This is a genomic window from Massilia phyllostachyos, assembly GCF_021044825.1.
Lineage (GTDB): Bacteria > Pseudomonadota > Gammaproteobacteria > Burkholderiales > Burkholderiaceae_D > Telluria > Telluria phyllostachyos.
The window spans coordinates 722,407-744,887 of record NZ_JAJNOC010000001.1; the positions used below are offsets into that span (position 1 = coordinate 722,407).

At 65.5% G+C, this 22,481-nt stretch carries 17 protein-coding genes; 11 read left to right on the plus strand and 6 right to left on the minus strand.

Annotation, left to right across the window (positions count from 1 at the left end):
• Both LQ564_RS03140 and LQ564_RS03145 read left to right on the plus strand, forming a co-directional pair.
• The gene (locus LQ564_RS03140) at positions 1 to 1,356 is read left to right on the plus strand and encodes a TolC family outer membrane protein (protein ID WP_231056615.1); all 1,356 of its coding nucleotides are present in this window, start codon (positions 1 to 3) and stop codon (positions 1,354 to 1,356) included.
• Between the two features lie 362 nt (positions 1,357 to 1,718).
• Complete coding sequence (locus tag LQ564_RS03145; protein WP_231056616.1) at positions 1,719 to 2,306, plus strand: DUF4214 domain-containing protein; 588 nt, start codon at positions 1,719 to 1,721, stop codon at positions 2,304 to 2,306.
• A 187-nt stretch (positions 2,307 to 2,493) separates the two neighbouring features.
• Here the strand turns inward: LQ564_RS03145 and LQ564_RS03150 are convergent, their stop codons facing one another.
• Entirely contained in the window at positions 2,494 to 3,348 is an 855-nt protein-coding gene (locus tag LQ564_RS03150; protein ID WP_231056617.1) for a sulfurtransferase, read from the minus strand.
• Positions 3,349 to 3,488: 140 nt separating this feature from the next.
• Between LQ564_RS03150 and LQ564_RS03155 the strand changes: the two genes are divergently transcribed.
• From LQ564_RS03155 to LQ564_RS03175, 5 genes are all read left to right on the plus strand, one after another.
• Positions 3,489 to 4,310 (plus strand): sterol desaturase family protein, encoded by an 822-nt coding sequence (locus tag LQ564_RS03155; protein ID WP_231056618.1) that lies wholly within the window; start codon positions 3,489 to 3,491, stop codon positions 4,308 to 4,310.
• A 158-nt stretch (positions 4,311 to 4,468) separates the two neighbouring features.
• A complete protein-coding gene (locus tag LQ564_RS03160) occupies positions 4,469 to 5,143 on the plus strand; it encodes a PEP-CTERM sorting domain-containing protein (RefSeq protein WP_231056619.1) in 675 nt (224 codons plus the stop codon).
• A 122-nt stretch (positions 5,144 to 5,265) separates the two neighbouring features.
• Positions 5,266 to 8,760 carry a DNA polymerase III subunit alpha gene (gene dnaE, locus LQ564_RS03165; protein ID WP_231056620.1) on the plus strand — a complete coding sequence of 1,165 codons (3,495 nt, stop codon included), beginning with the start codon at positions 5,266 to 5,268 and terminating at the stop codon, positions 8,758 to 8,760.
• 236 nt (positions 8,761 to 8,996) lie between these two features.
• On the plus strand, positions 8,997 to 9,437 hold the full coding sequence (locus tag LQ564_RS03170; protein WP_231056621.1) for a L,D-transpeptidase: 441 nt from the start codon (positions 8,997 to 8,999) through the stop codon (positions 9,435 to 9,437).
• Entirely contained in the window at positions 9,434 to 9,979 is a 546-nt protein-coding gene (locus tag LQ564_RS03175) for a hypothetical protein (protein WP_231056622.1), read from the plus strand. Before LQ564_RS03170 ends, LQ564_RS03175 begins: the two co-directional genes overlap by 4 nt.
• A gap of 139 nt (positions 9,980 to 10,118) precedes the next feature.
• Here the strand turns inward: LQ564_RS03175 and LQ564_RS03180 are convergent, their stop codons facing one another.
• Together LQ564_RS03180 and LQ564_RS03185 are read right to left on the minus strand one after the other, a co-directional pair.
• Positions 10,119 to 11,192, minus strand: a complete 1,074-nt coding sequence (locus tag LQ564_RS03180) for a DUF5694 domain-containing protein (protein WP_231056623.1) — start codon at positions 11,190 to 11,192, stop codon at positions 10,119 to 10,121.
• A 95-nt stretch (positions 11,193 to 11,287) separates the two neighbouring features.
• The gene (locus LQ564_RS03185) at positions 11,288 to 12,136 is read right to left on the minus strand and encodes a glycosyltransferase family 2 protein (RefSeq protein WP_231056624.1); all 849 of its coding nucleotides are present in this window, start codon (positions 12,134 to 12,136) and stop codon (positions 11,288 to 11,290) included.
• 54 nt (positions 12,137 to 12,190) lie between these two features.
• Between LQ564_RS03185 and LQ564_RS03190 the strand changes: the two genes are divergently transcribed.
• A complete protein-coding gene (locus LQ564_RS03190) occupies positions 12,191 to 13,477 on the plus strand; it encodes an O-antigen ligase family protein (protein ID WP_231056625.1) in 1,287 nt (428 codons plus the stop codon).
• Positions 13,470 to 15,197, plus strand: coding sequence for a lipid A export permease/ATP-binding protein MsbA (gene msbA, locus LQ564_RS03195; protein ID WP_231056626.1), 1,728 nt, complete (start codon positions 13,470 to 13,472; stop codon positions 15,195 to 15,197). Before LQ564_RS03190 ends, msbA begins: the two co-directional genes overlap by 8 nt.
• Before the next feature lie 138 nt (positions 15,198 to 15,335).
• On the opposite strand, the gene LQ564_RS03200 is transcribed toward msbA, so the two are convergent.
• Positions 15,336 to 17,612 (minus strand): family 1 glycosylhydrolase, encoded by a 2,277-nt coding sequence (locus tag LQ564_RS03200; RefSeq protein WP_231056627.1) that lies wholly within the window; start codon positions 17,610 to 17,612, stop codon positions 15,336 to 15,338.
• A 235-nt stretch (positions 17,613 to 17,847) separates the two neighbouring features.
• Here LQ564_RS03200 and LQ564_RS03205 point away from each other — a divergent pair, with 235 nt between their 5' ends.
• Positions 17,848 to 18,084, plus strand: a complete 237-nt coding sequence (locus LQ564_RS03205; protein WP_231056628.1) for a hypothetical protein — start codon at positions 17,848 to 17,850, stop codon at positions 18,082 to 18,084.
• Between the two features lie 101 nt (positions 18,085 to 18,185).
• Here the strand turns inward: LQ564_RS03205 and LQ564_RS03210 are convergent, their stop codons facing one another.
• Positions 18,186 to 19,565: a class I adenylate-forming enzyme family protein gene (locus LQ564_RS03210; RefSeq protein ID WP_231056629.1), complete on the minus strand. Its 1,380-nt coding sequence runs from the start codon at positions 19,563 to 19,565 to the stop codon at positions 18,186 to 18,188.
• A 42-nt stretch (positions 19,566 to 19,607) separates the two neighbouring features.
• The gene (locus LQ564_RS03215; protein WP_231056630.1) at positions 19,608 to 20,678 is read right to left on the minus strand and encodes a substrate-binding domain-containing protein; all 1,071 of its coding nucleotides are present in this window, start codon (positions 20,676 to 20,678) and stop codon (positions 19,608 to 19,610) included.
• 122 nt (positions 20,679 to 20,800) lie between these two features.
• Here LQ564_RS03215 and LQ564_RS03220 point away from each other — a divergent pair, with 122 nt between their 5' ends.
• Positions 20,801 to 22,426, plus strand: a complete 1,626-nt coding sequence (locus LQ564_RS03220; protein WP_231056631.1) for an OFA family MFS transporter — start codon at positions 20,801 to 20,803, stop codon at positions 22,424 to 22,426.
• The last annotated feature ends 55 nt before the right edge of the window (positions 22,427 to 22,481 follow it).

The following is a 22,481-nucleotide window of genomic DNA, read 5'->3' on the forward strand; positions in this document are numbered from 1 at the left end:
ATGAGCGCAACCCGACGCATCCCGGCGCGCCTGCGCGCCCTCGCCGTGGCGGCCGCCGCGCTGGTGGTTGCCGGCCAGGCCGGCGCGGTCACCCTGCAGCAGGCCTACGAGGCCGCCTTGAAGAACGATCCGACCTACCGCATGGGCATCCAGGCGAACGAGGCGGCCAAGGAAAACCGCATCCTCGGCCGTTCGCAGCTGCTGCCGAGCGTGTCGGCGAGCTATAGCCGCAACAAGAACGTGGTGGACCAGGAGCTGACGGATCCGCGTCTTCCAGCGCCGATTCTCAGCCATCCGCGCTACGCCAGTACTTCGGCAGCCCTGCAGCTGCGCCAGTCGATCCTGAACCTGGACGCGGTCCAGCGCTACCGCCAAGGCAAGGTGCAGACCGAAGCCGGCGCCGAGCAGTTCAAGGTCGACACCAATGAAGTCGCGGTGCGCGTGCTGACCGCTTATCTGGACGCCCTGTTCGCCGAAGACCAGCTGGCGCTCTCCCGTGTGCAGCGCGACATGTATGCCGAGCAGCAGAAGGTCAACGAGCGCCTGTTCGAAAAAGGCGAGGGCACCCGCACCGACATGCTGGAAACCAAGGCCCGGCTCGACCTGGCCGAGGCCCAGTTGATCGAGGCGCAGGACCAGGCCGTCGTGCAGCGCAATGTGCTGGAAGGGATCATCGGCGGTCCCGCAGGCAAGCTGGACCAGCTGAGCGAGGCCTTCCGCGTCGGCGATCTGATCCAGGGTTCCTTCGAGGAGTGGAGCAAGCGGGCGATCGACAACAGCCACGAGCTGCAAGTCGCGCGCCTGGGCGTGGAAAACGCGCGCCTGGAGATCGGCCGCATCAAGGCCGGCCACGCGCCGCGCATCGACTTCGTCGCCACCTACAGCAAGGGCGACAACGAGACCATCAATACCCTGAACCAGGACAACCTGAACCGCAGCCTGGGCGTGCAGATCAACTTCCCGATCTACCAGGGCGGCGCCATCAACGCCCAGACGCGCCAGGCCGCGGCCAACTACGAGCGCGCGCGCGCCGACCTCGACGCCCGCACCGACAAGCTGCTGGTCGAGGTGCGCCGCGCCCACAGCCTGGTGCAGAGCAGCGTGCGCAAGGTCGATGCCTTGGTCAAGGCGACCGAGTCGGCCAAGCTCCTGATGACGGCGACCGAGCAGAGCATCAAGGGTGGTGTGCGCATCAACCTCGACCTGCTCAATGCCCAGCAGCAGCTGTTCATCGGCCAGCGCGACCTGGCGCAGGCGCGCTATGCCTACCTGATCGCGGTGCTGCGCCTGCGCGCCTTCACGGGCGAAGTCGGCAGCGAAGACATTCGCGCGATCGCGGCGTATTTCCGGTCCTGATCGACCGGCGCTTTTACGCATCCCGACGGGCCGGCTACATGCCGGCCTTGTCGTTTTTATGGCGGCGGCTGCCCGTTTATGCTTCGCAATTTATTGCAGACCTATAACAGGTCCGAGCTCATCCGGCATGTGAAACATGGCCCCTGCTCATCAATTGGAAGCCGCATGGATGCTTGTTTCTGGCGCTTTCTTCCATCTTTTTGCAGGGGCGTTTCTACCCTGTGAAACGCATGCGTTCTGGCAAAACATTTCGCTAAGTAATTGATTTCATTGAGGAATCGCGCACGATTGGATGAGTGATTCTCGCCGTCTTTTTTCTTGTTCCGGTAATATTTTGCTCATTACTTGACAAGGAGGCAGTGATGGCAACTGATTACGTGAATGAAGTGCAAAAGCTCTACGTCGCTTACTTTGGCCGTCCGGCCGACACCAGCGGCATGGGCTTCTGGGTGAACCAGCTGCAGAACAATCCGTCCGGCTACGAGATGATCTCGAACGCGTTCTCGACTTCGCCGGAATACCAGCAGATGTATGGCGGCCAGAGCAACCGCGAAGTCGTGCTGGACATCTACCGTAACGTGTTCGGCCGTGAAGGCGACCAGGGCGGCGTCGACTTCTGGACCGCACGCCTGGATGCCGGCGACATTACCGTGGGCAACGCCGTGGTCGCGCTGGCCCAGTCCGCTGTCAATGCCAACAACAACGATGGCTTCGTGTTCAAGGCGCGTGTGGGCGTGGCGACCGCATTCACCGAGCACCTGAACCTGCCGGCCGAGCAGAACGCCTACGCGGGCCCGGCGGCGATGCAAATCGCCATGGACTACGTCGGCGGCGTGCGCGACATCACCACCGCGGCCCAGCACATGGACCCGGGCCAGATCGACGCCGCCATCGCGCGCATCGTCGGCACGCCGAGCGGCATGGTTGCCGATATGGGGTTTGTCGCCTGAAATATTATTTCAGTAAAAGCGGGTTTTTGAAATTTTATTGCATCAAAAAGCAGTGCCGGTATCGAGCGTCATACGCGCTATAACGCAGGCAGCGTCCTAACGCGGCGCGATAACGGAAACAAAAAAGGCCCAGGTCGCTTCGCAGCGTCCCAGGCCTTTTTGCCATTTTGAACCCGATTACCCTACATCAGGCAGCCGCGGCGCTCTTGCCGGCGCAATGCGGGCACGACACCCCCACCACGAACTCCGGCGACAACTGCTGGCGCGGCGTCACCACGGCGCGGCAGGCGAAGCACTGCACGGTCTCGGTCGGCTCCAGCTTCGGATTGAGCGCGGTACGGTAGTCGAACACGAAGCAGTCGCCCTTGTAGTGCTCGCCGCCGACTTCCTCGAAGTACTTCAGGATACCGCCGTCGAGCTGGTAGACGCGCTCGTAGCCGATGTTCTTCATGTGGATCGCCGCCTTCTCGCAGCGGATGCCGCCGGTGCAGAAGGTCACCACCGTCTTGCCCTCGAGCTCGTCCTTGTGCTTCGCCGCGACCTCGGGGAATTCGGTGAACTTCTCGATGCGGTAGTCGAGCGTGTTCTCGAAGGTGCCGACGTCGACTTCGAAGGCGTTGCGGGTTTCCATCATCACCACCGGCACGCCGTCGTCGTCATGGCCCTGGTCGAGCCAGCGCTTGAGCGTCTTCGCGTCCACCGACGGCGCGCGGCCCAGTTCCGGCTTGATCAGCGGCATGCGCATGGTGATGATCTCTTTCTTGATCTTCACCAGCATGCGCTTGTGCGACTGCTCGGCCGACAGGCTTTCCTTCCACTCCAGGTCCGCCAGGCGCGCGTCGCTGCGCACCCAGTCCAGGTAGCGGTCGATCTGCTCGCGCGTGCCCGACACGAACATATTGATGCCTTCGGGGGTCAAAAGGACGGTGCCCTTCAGGCCGAGCTGCAGGCACTGCGCCTGGTACTGCGTGCGCAGCTCCTCGAGGTTGTCGAGGGTGACGAATTTATAAGCGGCGATGTTGACTTGGGTGGCGTGGGACATGGCGGCGTGGCGAGGAAAATACAACCCGCTATTATAAGCCAGCCCGGGCCGAATGCATTCGCCGGTGTTGGGCCGGCGCAGCGGCAGGGCCTGTTTTCGGCTATCATGTCCGCCATCTTCAAGCAGGGGTAACGAGGACGATGGAATATCTGACGCTGGCAGGCAAGGGCATGGTCGACTACGGATGGCGCATCCTGTACGCCTCCATGATCCTGTTCGTGCTCGAACTGGCGATCGGCTGGAACCGTTACTCGCTCAAGTCGCGCCTGCGCGGCGCCATGTTCTGGGTGGTGTATATCGCCATTACCGTGTCCCTGCTCACCGCCTTCAATATGTTCTGGGGCAAGCTGGGCGTCAAACCGCTGGCCGTCATCAGCGTCGGCGCCTGGTTCGCTTCCGAGAACAAGATCATCACCGTGATCGGCTGGGTCGCCGCGCCGCTGCTGGCGCTGGCCGTCAGCGACTTCTTCTACTACTGGTTCCACCGCGCCCAGCATACCTGGAAATTCCTGTGGGTGTTCCACGCCGAGCACCACGCGATCCGCGAGATGAGCGCCTGGAACAGCAACCACCACTTCAGCGAAGAGCTGCTGCGGATTCCCTTCATGGTGATCCCGATGAGCCTGCTCGTGCAGATGGACCCGGGCTTCGCGCCGGCCATTGTCTGGCTGCTGTTCGGCGTGCACGGCCAGTTCATCCACTCGCACACCCGCCTGTCGTTCGGGCCGCTGCGCTACCTGGTGGCAGACAACCACTTCCACCGCATCCATCACTCGGTCGAGCGCCCGCACTGGAACCGCAACTTCGGCTCCATCACCTCGATCTGGGACACGCTGTTCCGCACCGCCTACTTCCCCAAGCGCCACGAGTGGCCGGACACCGGCATCGACGAGAACGACGAAGCGCAGAACCTGCGCGAATTCCTGTTCCGGCCGTTCCAGAAACTGCGGAGCAAGAGTTAAGCCAGCTTGCCTGGCGTTCAGCCTCACACTGTCGGAAGTCTTTACACTGTGATGCCGATGGCTTGGTGTTTCCTGTCGCTCCTCCTCTGTAACTGCTGGTATGGCACGCTATTTGCATGACAGTCGGTCGGCACATGCCATCACTACAGGGGATATCCATGAAAAAAATTCGTATCGCACTTGCAGCCCTGGCATTCGGCCTGGCTGCCCAATCAGCACAGGCTTCGGTCGTTACCCCGCCGGATCAGACTTTCAGCAACAATGCCAATCCCGCAGCAAGCTTTGCACTGCCTTCGGCTGCGCAAAACGACATCCTGATCGAATTCACGGTCAGCTATACGGGCGTGCTCGGCAATAACGATTTCGCCGTCTTTTATTTTGGTGACAGCAATGGGCCGAACATTGGCCTCAAGGCCAATTGCGACAGTTCCTGCACCAACGACCTGTTCGTGCGCATGTCCGGATCGAACTGGCTGCCGCAGAACTATGTCAATCCTTCCGACATCGCTCCATTGCCGGCCAGCTATACCCTGTTCGGACGCTTGCACAAGACCGGTACCAGCAATAACTACAACCGCTTCGACCTGTGGCTGAACCCGACCGAGCAGGAAAAGGCTTCCCTGACCGGTTGGGACGCTTTTGCCACCGGTAATAGCGGCTTCAGCTCTTTCTCCAACATCGGCGTCCGTACGGCCAATCTCAACGGCGTCACGGTGAATTTCACCGATATCTCGATCACGGACGTGCCGGAGCCAGGCAGCGTTTCGCTGCTGGGCCTGGCAGCTATGGGCCTGATGGCGGTGCGTCGGCGTGGTGCCCGCAAGGCAGCCTGAGCATGCTGCGCGTCTGTAGCCTGGCTTCCTGGCTACAGACCTTCCATGACGGCATGCTGAAAGGCTCGCCGAAAGGCATGTCGGAGCTGCCCTAGCCGTCCCTGTCGCGGTAAAATGTCGGGATGACTTCCCCGATCTTCACCCACCTCCGCATCCACTCCGAATACTCCATCGTCGACGGCCTCGTGCGCATCGACGACGTCGTGGCAGCCGCCGCGAAGGACGGGCAGCCCGCGCTGGCGGTGACGGACCTGGCGAACATGTTCTGCCTGGTGCGCTTCTACAAGGCGGCGCGCGGCAAGGGGATCAAGCCGATCATGGGCGTCGACGCCTGGATCACCAACGACGACAACCGCGACAAGCCGTCGCGCCTGCTGATCCTGGCGAAGAACCGCACCGGCTACCTGCAGCTGTGCGACCTGCTGTCGAAAGCCTGGCTCACCAACCAGTACAAGGGCCGCGCCGAGATCCGCGTCGAGTGGCTGGAAGCACTCGCCACCAGCACCTCCACGCTGGAGCCGGAGGCCGACCAGTCGAACGCCCTGATCGTGCTGTCGGGCGCCGGTTTCGGCGACGTCGGCCAGGCCCTGGAGCAGGGCGACATCGAGCGCGCCGAACGCGCCGCCGAACGCTGGGCGCGCATCTTTCCGGGCCACTTCTACCTCGAGATCCAGCGCGCCGGCCAGGCCAACCAGGAGCAGATCGTGCGCCAGTCGGTGGCGCTGGCCTCGCGCCTGAAGCTGCCGGTGGTGGCGACCCACCCGGTGCAGTTCATCAGCAAGGACGAATTCATCGCCCACGAGGCGCGCACCTGTATCGCCGAAGGCGAGATGCTGGCCAACGCCAAGCGCGTGCGCCGCTTCAACGAAGAGATGTGCTTCAAGTCGCAGGCCGAGATGGCCGAGCTGTTCGCGGACCTGCCGGGCGCGCTCGCCAACTCGGTGGAGATCGCCAAGCGCTGCAACGTCACCCTCACGCTGGGCAAGCCGCAGCTGCCGGACTTCCCGACCCCGGACGGCATGAGCATCGACGACTTCCTGGTCCTGGAAACCAAGAAGGGCCTGGAAGAGCGCCTGGTCCAGCTCTACCCGGACGAAGCCAAGCGCGAAGAGGCGCGCCCGCGCTACGAGGCGCGCCTGGAATTCGAGAACCAGACCATCATCAAGATGAAGTTCCCGGGCTACTTCCTGATCGTGGCGGAGTTCATCCAGTGGGGGAAAAATAACGGCGTGCCGATCGGCCCGGGCCGCGGCTCGGGCGCGGGCTCCCTGGTCGCGTACGCGCTGAAGATCACGGACCTGGATCCGCTGAAGTACAACCTGCTGTTCGAGCGCTTCCTGAACCCGGAACGCGTCTCGATGCCCGACTTCGACATCGACTTCTGCCAGGAGAAGCGCGAACTCGTGATCCAGCACGTAAAAGATTTGTATGGACGTGATGCGGTCTCGCAGATCGCCACCTTCGGCACCATGGCGGCCAAGGGCGCGATCCGCGACGTCGGCCGCGTGCTCGATTTCGGCTACAACTTCTGCGACGGCATCTCCAAGCTGATTCCCTTCAAGCCGGGCAAACCGGTGTCGATCGCGGAAGCCATCGAAGAGGAACCGCTGCTCAAGGAGCGGCTGGAAAACGAGGAAGAGGTCAAGCAGCTGCTCGACCTCGCCCAGCAGGTCGAGGGCATCACCCGCGGCATCGGCATGCACGCCGGGGGCGTGCTGATCGCGCCCGGTAAACTCACCGACTTCTGCCCGCTGTACACCCAGGGCGGCGACGCCGGCGTGGTCTCGCAATACGACAAGGACGATGTGGAAGCCGTCGGCCTGGTGAAGTTCGACTTCCTGGGCCTGACCACCCTGACCATCCTCGACCGCGCGGTGAACTACATCCGCGCGCTCGACCCGCAGGACGCCGAGTTCAATCTCGAGACCCTGCCGCTGACCGACCGGCCGTCTTATAAACTGCTGTCGGATGCGAAGACCGTCGCGATCTTCCAGCTGGAGTCGCGCGGCATGCAGGGCATGCTGAAGGACGCGCGTCCCGACCGCTTCGAGGACATCATCGCGCTCGTGGCGCTGTACCGTCCGGGCCCGATGGACCTGATCCCCGACTTCTGCAAACGGAAACACGGCGAGAAGTTCGACTATCCGGACCCGCGCACCGAGTCGATCCTGTCCGAGACCTACGGCATCATGGTCTACCAGGAGCAGGTCATGCAGATGGCGCAGATCGTCGGCGGCTACTCGCTGGGCGGCGCCGACATGCTGCGCCGCGCGATGGGCAAGAAGAAGGCCGAGGAGATGGCCGAGCACCGCGCGATCTTCCGCGCCGGCGCGGCGAAAGACGGGCTCTCCACCGAAAAGGCCGACGAGATCTTCGACCTGATGGAGAAGTTCGCGGGCTACGGCTTCAACAAGTCGCACGCCGCCGCGTATGCGCTGCTGTCCTACCACACGGCGTATTTGAAGGTGCACCACACCGCCGCGTTCATGGCAGCCAACATGTCGCTGGCGATGGAAGATACGGAGAAGATCAAGATCCTGGTCGAGGATGCGATCGATGTCTGCAAACTCACCATCCTGCCGCCCGACGTCAACGAATCGCAGTTCCGCTTCACGCCGGAGGGCCCGCCGCGCTCCGTCACCGGCAAGCAGGTCGCCAACATCCGCTACGGCCTGGGCGGCGTGAAGGGCGCGGGGCAGGGCGCGATCGAAGCGATCATCGCCGCGCGCAAGGAAGGCAAGTTCAAGGACCTGTTCGACTTCTGCATGCGGGTCGACCGCAAGCAGATCAACCGCCGCACCATCGAGAGCCTGATCCGCGCCGGCGCCATGGACTGCTTCGGCGTCGACCGCGCCGTCCTGCTGGCCTCGGTCGGCTTCGCGATGGAAGCGGCCGGCCAGGCCGCGGCGGCCGCCAACCAGGTCAGCCTGTTCGGCGGCATTGATTCCGACCTGGTCGCCCCGCCGGAGTACGTGAAGGCGACCCCGTGGACCGACCGCCAGAAGCTGGCCGAAGAAAAGATCGCGCTCGGTTACTACCTGTCGGGCCACATGTTCGACTCCTACGCGGGCGAGGTGCGGCGCTTCGCCAAGACCAAGCTGAAGGACCTGGAACCATCGCGCGACCCGCGCATGCTGTGCGGCGTGATCACCGGCGTGCGCACCCAGATGACCCAGCGCGGCAAGATCCTGATCGTCTCGCTGGACGACAAGACAGGCGTGGTCGAGGTCACGATCTACAGCGAGCTGATGGAGCAGAACAAGAACATCTTCAAGGAAGACGAATTCCTGCTGGTGGTCGGCAAGGTGTCCGAAGACCGCTTCAACGGCGGCCTGCGCATCACTGCCGAAAAGGCCTTCGACATCGCCGCCGCGCGCATCCAGTACGGCTTCAAGCTGGAGATGGACGTGTCGTGCGACCTCAATCCCGCCAAGCTGATGGAAGTCCTGCAGCCGCACCGCCTGCAGGACGGCATGCCGGTCAGCCTGCGCATCAAGCCGCAGGGCGTCGAGGCCACGCTGCAGCTGGGCGACGAGTGGCGGGTGGCGCCGTCGGATACGCTCAAGCAGCAGCTGGAGCTGGTGGTGGGGGCGAAGGATGTGGCGGTGGAGTACTAATTCGGACTAATGGCTGCAGTGCGAACTTGGGTTCCCGCGCAGGCGGGAACCCAAGTTTAGCAGCGCACCACCACCGCCTCACCGCAACAGCGGTCTCGTATCCACCATCCGCACACCATCGATCAGGTGCAGCCAGCCTCTCAGCCACCTGCCTTGAGCAAGCCCAAGCAGCCAATCCTCCCCCTCCGTAACAATGCGTGCTGGACCTTTTTCAAAGGTCATCTCAGGAGCCACGCATGTCGAACCCAGCTTCTCCCAAGTCACCGAATCAAGCGCCTGCAAAGCCCACCAGCAAAGCCAAGCCCAAAAAGCGCATCACGGTCAATCTTGCGCTGCAAATCCTGGAGGCGTTCGAAGGCGACGAACGCATTTACAAATTCGAGTGCGTTACCGGCGACGCGCTCAATGCGACGCGGCGCGGCAAGTGGAGCATTTTCCGGAAAGAGCAGGACTACCGCAGCAGGGAATACAAGGTGGATATGGATTATGCTATGTTTTTCTATCAGGGACAGGCAATCCACCAGTACCATGGCCTGATGAATTTCAGCCTGATGCGCAATACCCGCAAGTACGTGAGCGATATGGTGGGATCCGCAGGCTGCGTTCGGCTACGCGAAGCTGATGCGCGTACCTTGTTTTTCTGGGCGCCTTACCAGACAGAGGTGCATGTGGCATGAAGAGCCGGTATCTACCCTTGCTTGTCCTTGTCGCGCTTCTCGGCGGATACGCACTTGGGAATGCGGGCAGGGCAGGGCAGGACGCGCCGGACATCATCCCCGGCACCGTCGTCAGCGGCATCGTACAAGACCACGTGTCGGCGCTGGTGTTCGTGACTGCCAAGGGCACGTTCACGGCGCAACGTTCCCGTGTCGGCGGTCCCTTCGCGGTGCAGGTCACCTTTGCCGATGGCCGCCCCGCCCGGCACTGCACGGCATCGCCCGATTTATCGGGACAGCTGCTGAATCTGTCGACCTTCGAAGCGAAACGACAGCTGTCATTCGAGGCGCGTGCCAAGGACTTCCCGGTGCATGTCGGAAATCTTTTTACCCAGCCGCAGGGCCGCGAGCCGGGCAATGTCGTCATGGTTTATACAAACGAACAGCGGTCCTCGGTTGCCGTCGTGTTCGACCGTTATGCCGTCGAGCTTATCGCTCCACCAGCAGCGTTCGACGGGCTGGAGGCAGGATGCAACGCTTTTGCGCAGTCGGTGGAGTACTAATTCAGACTAATGGCTGCGATGCGAACCTGGGTTTCAAGGTCAGGTAAAGAATCGTAGCAACGCTGTTCTGAGCCACGTCCATCAGCACGTCGTTCCCGCGCAGGCGGGAACCCAAGTTTAGTAGCACGCCAGCACCGCCTCACCGCAACAGCGGCCCCGTATCCACCACCCGCACGTCATGCATCTGGTGCAGGTAGGCTTCCAGGTAGCCCTTGTGCGACGCCCCCACCACCACCAGCATCTTCATCCCCGGCTTCAAGCCCATTACGTCGCGGATATTCCCCGCCATGCGCAGGTTGCGGGTCTCCCAGTAGCCCACGTACTGGCGCCCGAAGCGCTGCGGCGACGGCTCTTCCAGCGCGGCGCCCCAGTCGCCTTGAAACGCCAGCCGCATCTCTTCCGGCGCATTGTAGGCGCGGTACATCGCCAGCACGCCCTCCGGCGTGCCCAGCTTCGCCTGCAGCGCATCGCCCTGCCGGCGGCGCTTCTCCGACGCCGGATTGGTCCAGGCCTTCATGATCGCATCGCCCCAGGCCTTCTCGTCCTCGCTCATGCTGTCGGCGGTGTGGTCGTCCATCGGGTACAGGCGCTCGTGCCCGAGGCGCGCGGCCAGGCGGGCCGCCAGCAGGTAACTTTCGTCGCGGCGGTCCTTCAGCTTGTCCAGCAGCTCGACCAGCCCGTCGTCCAGGCCGTCACCGGCGCGCCGCTCGGCCTGCGGCAGGCGCAGCCACTGCACGACGGCGGAGGCGCGTTCGCCGCCCGCCAGGAACACGGCGGCCAGGCGCCGGCGCTGGCCGGCCGTGGGGTTGGCGGGCCAGGCCTTCAAGAGCTTGTCGGCTTCGGCGGTGGCCGCCGGCACGTCCAGGCCGGTGGCCGCCTGGGCCGGCGCCGGGTCCCAGCAATACGACTTGATCGTGTCCTGGTAGCGGAAGGGATAGCGGCGGATATGGTCGCACTGCGCGCCCGACAACGCCTCGATGCTGATCGCGTCCGGGCGCCAGCCCGCCAGCCGGTCCTCGATGCCGCGCAGGGTGGCCGGGTCGAAGGTCTTCGGGAAGTAGGAGATGTGCGGGGATCCCAGCACCAGCACCTCGTTGGCGGGGCCCTTGGCCGGGCCTTTCAGCTTGCTCGGGTCGAAGTCCGGCCGGTAGGCTTGCGCGCTGGCTGCGCCTGAAACGACTGCTGCGAGAAGAAATGCATACAGATGACGCACGTTGACTTCCTTTCCGGGCAATGGGCAATGCCGACGATCATTGCACGCTCATTCCGGAAGAGCAATCTATGCATGTCCATTCCATGCGCAGCGCATCAACCGGGGAAATTGAAGTCCACCTCGCCCGCATGTTCGCGCAGCCCGCGCACCGCCTGCACCGTCTTGCTGGCGGCGCGCTCGAGCACCACCTTGCGGTTGCTGGATTCCTCGTCGCGCTTGGCCTCGCGGTGCCACAGGTGCAGCACCTCGGTGGCCAGGGCGCCGTCCCTGCGCTTGATCCCGGCGTGGAACAGGCGCAGCACCAGGTCGGAATCCTCGTGGCCCCAGCCGACGAAGCTCTCGTCGAAGCCGTTCACCCGTTCCAGGTCGGCCTTCCACACGCCCAGGTTGCAGCTCTTGATGCGGCGCCAGCTGAAGCCGCGCCGCACGCGGCCCAGGTCGGGCCAGCGCAGCATGGTCTGCAGCACCTTGTTCATGTCGCCGCGCAGGCGGTGGCGCAGGCGCGCCAGCAGCGGCAGGCCGGCGACGTCGATGTGTTCGCGCAGCACGCGCTCGGTCAGGGCTTGGCTCAAGAGGATGCGGCTGCCGGACACCAGGAAGCCCGGATGCGCCAAGGCGCGGTGGCGGGCGATGAAGTCGCGCTGTGGCACGCAGTCGCCGTCCAGGAAGATGATATAGTCGCCCGTTGCCGCGAGCGTGCCGCGGTTGCGCGCCATCGCGGCGCGGAATCCCGCGTCCGGCTGCCACACGTGCCGGAGCGGCATCGGCGCGCGCGCGGCCAGCTGGGCGACGGCGTCCCGCGTGTTGGCAGTGGAGCCGTCATCAGCGATAATGATTTCAAAATTCTTGTCGTCCTGCATGAAACAGGCTTCCACGACCGCCGTCAACGCATCCGGGCGGTTGTAGGTGGTGATCACGACAGAAATGGTCGGGGATTGCTGCATCGAAGTCCAAGAAACACGTGCTGAGGCTCGCAAGAATATCCTACAAGAACATGAATGAACAATAATCCGATGGAAATCGGGGCGCCGGTGCAGCGTTTGATCGGCATCCTGGTCTTCCTGTTCCCCTTCCTCAGCCTCATCACTCCCTCGGGCATCGGCTTCAGCAGCATCGTCTTCCTGCTCGCCTTCCTGTGCCTGCCGCGCAAGGCGTGGACGGCGCTCGCCGCCCACTGGCGCGACATCCGCTGGGTGGTGGCGGCGTTCGCCTTCAACCTGCTGCTGGCGCTGGCCTGTGTGCTGCTGCGGCCGGAGACCGACCTGCGCTTCCTCGACAAGCCGTCGCGCATGCTGCTCGGCCTGAGCGCGGCGGCGCTCGTCGTGCTGGCCCGGCCGTCGCGCTCGACCCTGTGGTGGGGCGTGACCGCCGGCGCGGTGGCGGCGCTGCCCTTCGTCGCCTACCAGCGCGTGGTGCTGGACGTGCTGCGCCCCGGCGGCTTCCTGAATCCCATCACCTTCGGCGACCTGGCGCTGGTCCTGTGCCTGGTGGCGCTGGCCGCCGCCATCGACTACCGCCACAGCACCCGCAAGGCGATCCTGCCGGCGGCCGGCGCGGTGGCCGGTCTGGCGGCGATGATCGTCACGGGAACGCGCGGCGGCTGGGTCGCGCTGGCGCTGGCGGCGATCCTGTTCCTGACCTACGCGCGCCTGCTCAAGAGCCGCCGCGTGCGCCTGCTGGTGGTGGGCAGCTTCGCGCTGTTCGCCTCGACCTTCTTCATCCCGGCCACCGGCATGGCGCAGCGGGTCGGCCAGGGCATCTACGACGTGCAGACCTGGATGGACGGCGGCAGCGCCTTCACCAACGTCGGCATCCGCCTCGAGCTGTGGAGCGGGGCGCGCTACCTGATCGAAGAAAAGCCGCTGTTCGGACGCGACCCGGCGGCGGTGCGCGAAGGGCTGCGCCACATGGTCGAGCAGGGCCGCCTGCAGGACGTGGTGCTGGCGCCCGACCATCTGCACAACGACGCGCTGCAGGCGCTGGCCACCGGCGGCGTGTTCGGCCTGGCGGCCTGGATCGGCATCCTGGCCGCGCCGTTCGCCTTCTTCGCGCGCGCGCTGGGGCGCGGCGCCTATCGCGGCGAGACGCCGCTGAGCCCCCGGGCCGCCCAGCTGTTCGCGCCGGCGCTGGCCGGCATGCTGGTGGTGCTCGGTTACTTCAGCTTCGGCCTGACCGAAGTCATTTTCTGGTCCCTGAAGGGCAGCATGTTCTACGCGCTCATGGTGTTCCTGCTCATGGGCTTCTGCCTGAATGCAAAGGCAACAATGGAAAACCCGCATGGATAACAACATCATCGTCAAGCGCCTGCTGGCGGTCGTCAAGCCCTACCAGACCCGGGCCTGGCTCGCGCTGCTGTCGATGGCGCTCACCGCCGCCACCCAGCCGCTGCTGGGCAAGGCGCTGCAGCTCCTGATCGACCTCGGCTTCAAGGAAAAGGTGCCGTTCAGCCTGTGGTGGATTCCGGGCGTGCTGGTCTCGATCTTCGTCCTGCGCGGCATCGGCACCTTCTCCACCGCCTACCTCAACAACTGGGTCACCAGCCGCGTGCTGAACGACCTGCGCGCGCAGGTGTTCGACCGCGTGCTGCGCCTGCCGGTGGCGCGCTTCCATGAAGAGTCGACCGGCAAGATCATCAACGTGGTGGTGAACGAGGTGCGCCAGGTGGTCGACATGCTGCAGTCGGTGTTCGTGGCCTGCGTGCGCGACACCCTGGTGGTGATCGGCCTGCTCGCCACGCTGCTGTACCTGAACTGGAAGCTGACCCTGGTCGCCATCGTCGTGATCCCGCTCACCGCCGTGATCGTGCGCACCACCACCGGCCGCCTGCGTCGCCTGAACCGCGACAACCTGCGCGTGACGGCCGAGATGACGCAGGTGGTCGAGGAAGCCACGCGCGGCCACCAGGTGATCCGCGTGTTCTCGGGCGAACGCTACGAGCGCGCCCGCTTCCACAAGCGCAGCCAGGCCCTGCTCGGCTTTTCGCAGCGCATGACGGTGGCCTTTGCGGCCACTACGCCGATCACGCAGATCGCCACCGCGATGGCGCTGTCGCTGGTGGTGGTGCTGGCGATCCAGGCCAACATGACGCAGGGCGAGTTCGTGCAGTTCGTGACCATGATGCTGATGCTGCTCACGCCGCTGAAATCGCTGGCCGAGGTGAACGGCCCGATGCAGCGCGGGATCGCCGCGGCCGAGACGGTGTTCTCGCTGATCGATTCGCAGCCCGAGCCCGATACCGGCGCCCTCGACCTGGGGCGCGCGCGCGGCCACCTGCACCTGGAGAACATCACCTTCCGCTATCCGAACACGAACAATGCGGCCTTGTCCGACGTGACGCTCGACGTGCAGCCGGGGCAGACGGTGGCGCTGGTGGGCGTCTCGGGCGGCGGCAAGTCCACCTTCGTCAACCTGGTCACCCGCTTCTACGATCCGCAAGGCGGGCGCCTCCTGATCGACGGCGTGCCCTACCAGGACGTGAGCCTGGCCAGCCTGCGCGCCCAGCTGGCGATGGTGAGCCAGAACGTGGTGCTGTTCGACGACACCCTGGCCGCCAACATCGCCTACGGCGTCGAAGCCATCGACTACGAGCGCCTGGCGGCGGCGGTCAAGGCCGCGCACCTGACGGACGTGGTGGCCAAGCTGGAAGAGGGCGTCGAGACCCGCATCGGCGAGAACGGCATGCGCCTGTCCGGCGGCCAGCGCCAGCGCGTGGCCATCGCGCGCGCGATCTACAAGGATGCACCGATCCTGATCCTGGACGAAGCCACGTCGGCGCTGGACAACGAGTCCGAGCGCGCGGTGCAGGCGGCGCTCGAGACGCTGATGGCGGGTCGCACCACCATCGTGATCGCGCACCGCTTGTCGACCATCGAGCGGGCGGATCGGATCGTGGTGATGGAGCATGGGCGCATTGTCGAACAAGGCACGCATGCGGAGCTGCTGGATGCGAATGGGATGTATGCCAATCTCTACCGCCTGCAGTTCGTCGCTGCCGATGCAGGCTGACGGCTGCTCACGCAAAATTGGGTTCCGGCCTTCGCCGGAAGTCGTAGGCGCCAGTGGCGCGTACGACGACTCTGCCGCTAGTTGCTAGCTCAAAGACCGTCGTCCCGGCGCAGGCCGGGACCCAATTTGACGTTGACCTTAGCTGGCGTAATGCGCCGCCTCCCCCGGCTGCTCCGTATCCCTCCCATGCGCCCGATCCTGCATCGCCTCCACATACCTGCGCAGCGCATCGTCCAGCGACGGCAACATCAACGCCCGCTCGCTCGACAGCGCACTATACTCCGGCCGCCGCGCCGCCAGAGCGCAGCTCTTGCCCGACACGACCTCCAGCCCTGAGGCATCCACCCCCGCCGCCTCGCACGCCCGCTTCGCCAGCTCGGCCCAGCTCAGCGCCTCCGCATTGGTCAGGTGCCACACCCCGCGCTCGCGGTCGATCAGCAGATCGAGCGACACGTTGACCAGGTCCGGCACGTAGGTCGGCGACACCGTCATATCGCCCGCCGCCTGGAACGGCAGCCCCGCTTCCAGCGCGTTCAGCGCCTGGGTCACGAAGTTGTGGCGGTCCCAGGGCCCGAAGAAGGCGCTGGTGCGGATCACCAGGGCTTGCGGGTCGGCGTCCAGCACGCGCTGCTCGGCTTCCACCTTGCTGCGGCCGTAGACGCCGAGCGGGTTGACCGCATCCGACTCCACATAGGCCGCGCCCTTGGTCCCGTCGAACACCAGGTCGGTCGAGAAGGTCATGAAGCGCAGCTGGTGGCGGATGCAGGCCAGGGCCAGGACGGTCGGGCCGAGCGTGTTCTCGCGCATGCAGCGTTCGCTGTCGCCTTCGGCCTCGTCGACGCGCACGTAGCCGCCCGCGTTGATGATGGCCCAGGGCTTGTACTTGCGGATCGCGGCTTCCACCGATTGCGGGTCGGCGATGTCCATCTCCTGGCGGCTCAGGACGCGGTAGGCCAGGTTGCGGTTCTGGCAAATGCGGGCGTAGGCCGAGCCCAGGGTGCCGGTGGCGCCGGTGATCAGGATCGGCTGCACCACGCTCGACTTGAACTGGCTGCGGATCGCGATGTCGGCCACCGCGGTGCGGGTCGCCACCGGCTTGCAGAAGAAGCGGCCCGGGCGGCGCCACCAGCCCTCGCCCTGCAGCACCGGGTTGGTCAGCGGACGGCTTGTCGCCAGTTCGCGCATCAGGGTGGCCACGGCGGTGGGACGCGGCTCGCCGCCGCGCACGTCGTAGGGACCGGGCTCGTAGTAGCCGCGGCATTCGGTGACCAGGCAGTTCCAGTCGTAGGAGCCGAGCAGGGCCCAGACCGTCACGGCGCGCACGTCGGCGCCCTGCTGGCGCGTGCTGCGGGCGGCGTTCCAGATCTCCACCAGCCAGCGCATCTGGTCTTCGCGGTTGGCGTCGATGTGGGCCTCGGTGATCGCGATCGGCAGGCCGTAGCGTTCCCAGGTCTCCATCAGCAGCGGGGCGATGCCGGGCGTCGGCGTGGCCAGCGCGCGCGGGGTCTCGATGTCGGCGTGCGGGATGCCGCGGTAGACGTGGCGGCGGTTCTCCGGATAGCGCTCGGGACGGTGATCCAGCCAGCGCTCGCTGGTGGCGTAGTAGTTGACGCCGATGACGTCGGGCGGGCAGGGGTTGTCGCGGAACCAGAGCAGTTCTTCCGGCGTCGCCTGCGATTCCAGCAGGTAGTCCCACAGCGCGTGGTTGGCGTCGACCTTCCCGCACAGCAGGTCCCAGCCGAGCCAGCGGCGCTCGTTGAAGAAGGTGAGCACCTCGTGCATCTCCGGGGTGCCGTAGGTCTTCGACAGGTCGTCGGTGGCGACCAGCTTGGCACTTGGGTTCACGGCGCGGATCTCGCGCATCGCCAGCACGGTGGCGCGGCATTCGTGGATCAGGGCGCGGACAAAGGTGGCTTCGTCGGAGCCGTGTGGATACCACACGCCTGCCAGGCCGGAAAAGCGCGCCGTGGTCAAGGGTTCGTTGACCGGGGTGTAGTACTCGGCCCAGGGGTAGCGGCGGGCTACCGCGCCGGCGTACTCGGCGAGCTTTTCGGGGAAGGCGGGATCGACCAGGCTGGTATGGCGCGGGCCGCTGCCGTGGTGGACCAGGCCGACGATCGGATTGACGCCGAGGTCGCGCAGCGCCGGCAGGCGTTCGTCGGACCAGGTCCAGTCGGCCGATTCGACGCCGTCCGGCGCGGTGCGTTCCCACAGGACGGGATAGCGGATGGCCTTGATGCCGAGGGAGGCGAAGCGTTCGATGTCCTGCAGGCGTTCGGCGTGGCCGTTGCGGTCCATCTGGCTGAAGTAATTGTCGCGCACACGGTTGACCGTGCATTCGAGACCGCCCCACAGTTCCAGCTCAGGGGCATTGCTTTCTTGGCTCGTGGTCTGGGAATCCGTCTGTGTGTTCATGTTCTGACCCGCTATTTGTGAAGACAGGCTAAAGCCTAAAGGTCAGGTGCGACCGGTTGTGTGAAGTAGCCCACATAAAAAGCCTTTTTCGGACAAATCCTACTTTCTGTAGGCATGTATCTTATTTCTGCTGCTAATTTCTTCAAACTGGAAATTTCACGGTGCATGGAAATGGTGGTCACAGTGCGCCATGGCGGGGCGAAACGGGCGAAAATGGGGCGGACTGGAGGTTGCGATGTATATGGTGTATTGGACGGTCGTCGAGGACGACAGGTGCACGCCGCACGAGAAGCTGTTCGAGACGACGGAGATGGTGGCGGCGATGCAGCACATGGAAGAGCTGCGCAAGCGCCAGCGCGAAGGCGGGGGCGTGCGCTTCATCACGATGGCGTCCGAGCATCCGGACCTGGTGGGGCATCCCGGTGTGGATGTAACGGGACCGGAGTACAACTGGAAGAAGCGCCGGAAGTAGGGTGCACGGCTCCGCCGTGCGCGCGTCCAGCTGCACGATGCTGATTGGCGCATCGTCCATCTTTCGGCTGGCTGAACGCGCGGTCGGGGGACCCGACCACCCTACAGTTTGTGCTTCAGCACCTTGCCGCTGGGAGAAGCCGGCAGCGTCTCCATGAACACGATCCGCGCCGGGCGCTTGTAGGGCGCCAGCCGCGTCACCAGCCACGCCTGCAGGCCAGCCGCGTCGACCGCTTCTCTGGCCTCCACGAACGCCACCACTTCCTCGTTCCCATCCGCCACGGGCCGCCCCACCACCGCCGACTGCAGCACCGCCGGATGGCTGTTGAGCGCCGCCTCGACCTCGGGCGGGTACACATTGAAGCCGGAGCGGATGATCAGCTCCTTCAGCCGCCCCCGGATGAACAGCGCCCCGTCCTCGCCCATTTCGGCAATGTCGCCGGTCGCGAGCCAGCCGCCGGGACGCAGCACGGCCGCCGTTTGAACCGGGTCGCGGTAGTAGCCGGCCATGACGTTCGGCCCGCGCACCCACAATTCGCCATTGCCCTCGATGCGCACTTCGACCCCGGGAATCGAATGGCCGACCGAGGTGTCGGCGCGCGGCGCATCCAGGCGCGTCTGGCACACGGTGGGCGCGCTCTCCGTGAGGCCGTAGCCGTTGTGCAGTGGCAGGCCGAACATGGCCTCGACTGCGCGCTTGAGCCCCGGGTCGAGCGGCGAGCCGCCGGCGTAGCAGAAGCGCAGTCTTGATGCGACCGGTTCCGTGCCCGCCAGGGCCAGCAGGCGCGCATACATGGCCGGCACGCCCTGCACGATGGTGAGTTCGCCCGCGCGGATCTGCGCCAGCAATACCGCCGCATCGAAGCGCGGCGCCAGGTGCAGGCAGGCGCCGGCGTACAGGGTGCCCAGCAGGACGGAGGTGAGGCCGTAGACGTGCGAGATCGGCAGCACCCCGGCCGCGCGGTCGTTCGGAACCAGCCCGCGCAGGCGGCTCGAGGTGGCGGCGACGAACAGCAGGCTCGCGTGGCTCAGCATCACGCCCTTCGGATTGCCGGTGGTGCCGGTGGTGTAGACCAGGGCGGCGATCCCGGCGCCGTCCGATTCCGGCACGGCGTGAGCATCGAGCGGGCCGGCCGTCAAGCCTGCCGGCGTGGCGTGGATCACGCGGCGCGGCGTGCAGTGCGCGCGGATCGCGGCCAGCTCGCCTTCGCTCAAACGCGCGTTGACGTTGACGCTCCAGGCATCGAGCCGCGCAACGGCGAACAGCAGCGCCACCTGCGCCGCGCAGTTCTCGCTGACCAGCATCACGCGGTCGCCCGCGCGCACGCCCAGTCCGCGCAGCCAGGCGGCCCGGCGTTCGGCCTCGTCCCGCAGTTCGCCATAGGTCCAGGTGCGGCCGTTGTCGACGAGGGCGGGCGCGTGCGGCGGGTGGCGCTGCAGGATGTCGCAGATGCGTGCGGGGAGGGTGGCGGGATCGATCATGACGGCCTGCTTTATACCGGCAAGCCAGCCAGCCTGCAAGCGCTAGAGCCCGAACGCGTCCCGGATCGACAGCACCTCGCCGGTGCCGGTGGCGTCATACCCCGGCAACGCCGCCACCAGCCGGTGGTAGGACGGCTCGCGCATCAGGCCGAGCAGCTGCTGCATGGCCGGCCCGTCGAGGGCGTCGCGGCGCAGCGCGAAATAATAGGTCTCGCGCAGCAGCGGAATGAAGTCGAGCTTGAACTGCGCGGCGGCCGCGCGCATGCCCATGCCGGCGTCCGCCATGCCGCTGGCGATGTAGGCGGCCACCGCGGAATGGGTGAACTCGGCGCTGTTGAAGCCATTGATGGCGTCGAAGGCCAGGCCTTCATCGGCCAGCATCATCTCGAGCAGCATGCGGGTGCCGGAGCCGGCCTGGCGGTTCACGAAGCGCACGTCCGGGCGCACCAGGTCGGGCAAGCCGCGCAGGCCGAGCGGATTGCCGCGCGCCGCGATCAGGCCCTGCTCGCGGCCGGCGACCTGCACCAGGCAGTGCTGCTCGGGATCGAGCCAGCGCAGGTACCAGGCCACGGTCGGCGCCCGGAAGCGCCCGATCGGCACGTGGAAGCCGGCCAGGTCGCAATCGCGCCGCGCCAGCGCCATCACGGCGTCGGTGCTGGTGCGGTAGCGCGAATCGACGGGCAGCAGGTCGCGGTCGACGCAGCCCATCAGCGCCGCGACCGCGAAGCCGTGGCTGGCGTCCAGGCGCAGCGGACGGGTGCGGCCGGCGGTGATGCGGCCCAGCTCCACCTCGAGTTCGGAGGCCAGGCTTTGCAGCGTCGGCGACAGGCGCGCGGCGATGCGGCGGTCGGCCCACACCAGCTTCTGCGCCAGCGGCGTGAGCAGGGTGCCGCGTCCGCGTCCGGTGTGCAGCAGCTGCTCGCCGAACAGCTCCTCGGCCGCGCGCAGCAGACCCCAGGCGTAGCGGTAGGACAGCTTCACCGATTTCGCGGCCTGGGCGATCGAACCGGTGTCCTGGATCGACAGCAGCAGGCCGAGCAGGTCGGCGGTATCGAGCGGCGCTTCGCCCTTGACGCTGATTTCCCAGTGCGGGCGGATGTGGATGGTGAGCATATGCTAAAAATAGCCTATTTCTTGCTAAAAAACATCGTGTTAGGCTCCGCCAAACAACAAAAAAATGACAATCCAATATGCTTTTTCGAGCATATTCCGATACCTAAAACAAAGGAGGGGACATGGGTTTTCTGGACAAGGAACACACCATCGCAGGGCCTGGCTTCAACCGCTGGCTGGTGCCGCCGGCGGCGCTCGCGATCCACCTGTGCATCGGCATGGCCTACGGCTTCTCGGTGTTCTGGCTGCCGCTGTCGAAAGCGCTCGGCATCACCGAATCGCTGGCCTGCCCGGCGGACATGGGCTTCTGGGCCCAGATCATGTCCACCAGCTGCGACTGGAAGATTTCGATGCTGGGCTGGATGTACACGCTGTTCTTCGTCTTCCTGGGCCTCGCGGCCTGGCTGTTCGGCGGCTGGCTCGAGCACGCGGGGCCGCGCAAGGCGGGTCTGGTCTCGGCCGTGTGCTGGTGCGGCGGCCTGGTCATCTCGGCGCTCGGCGTCTACACCCACCAGATCTGGCTGATGTGGCTCGGCTCCGGCGTCATCGGCGGCATCGGCCTGGGCCTTGGCTACATCTCGCCGGTCTCGACTCTCATCAAATGGTTCCCGGACCGGCGCGGCATGGCGACCGGCATGGCCATCATGGGCTTCGGCGGCGGCGCCATGATCGGCGCGCCGCTGGCCGACAAGCTGATGAAGCACTTCGCCACCCCGGCCTCGGTCGGCGTCTGGGAAACCTTCCTGGCCCTGGCCGCGATCTACTTCGTCTTCATGGTGGCGGGCGCGCTGACCTACCGCGTGCCCCCGACCGGCTGGAAGCCGGAAGGCTGGACGCCACCGGCGAAAGCCGCCAACACCATGGTCACCACGCGCCATGTGCACGCCAGCCGCGTGTGGGGCATCCCGCAGTTCTGGCTGATCTGGGGCGTGCTGTTCCTGAACGTCTCGGCCGGCATCGGCATCCTCGGCATGGCTTCCCCCTTGCTGCAGGAAGTCTTCGGCGGCCGCCTGATCGGCATCGAGGCCGGCTTCAACGACCTCGACGCGGCGCAGAAGGGACAGATCGCGGCGATCGCCGCCGGCTTCACCGGCCTGCTGTCGCTGTTCAACATCGGCGGCCGCTTCGCCTGGGCTTCCTGCTCGGACTACATCGGCCGCAAAGCCACCTATTTCGTCTTCCTCGGCCTCGGCTTCTTCCTGTACGCGGCGATCCCGTCGATGGCGCACAACGGCCAGCTGGCCCTGTTCGTCGGCTTCATCTGCATCATCCTGTCGATGTACGGCGGCGGCTTCGCCACCGTGCCGGCCTACCTGGCCGACCTGTTCGGCACCCAGATGGTCGGCGCCATCCACGGCCGCCTGCTCACCGCCTGGGCCGCCGCCGGCGTATTCGGCCCCATCCTGATCAACTACATCCGCGAATACCAGATCGAACACGGCGTGCCCAAGGCGCAGGCCTACGACATCACCATGTACGTGCTGGCGGGCCTGGTCGTGGTCGGCATCGTGCTCAATGCGATGATCAAGCCGCTCGACGACAAGTACTTCATGACCGACGCCGAGCTGGCCGCGGAGAAGAAGCTGGCGCAGGAGCGCGATCTCCCGGCCACCAGCGGCGCACGCGCCGGCGGCACTGTCGCCACCGTCAACCCGGCGCTCACGGCGTTTGCCTGGATGTCGGTGGGGATCCCGCTGCTGTTCGGCATCTGGGTCACGCTGCAGAAGGCGGCGGTGTTGTTCAAGTAGGTCACGTACGTTGGCCGTGTCAAGTAGGGTGGGCAGGTTTCCTGCCCACGCGGTC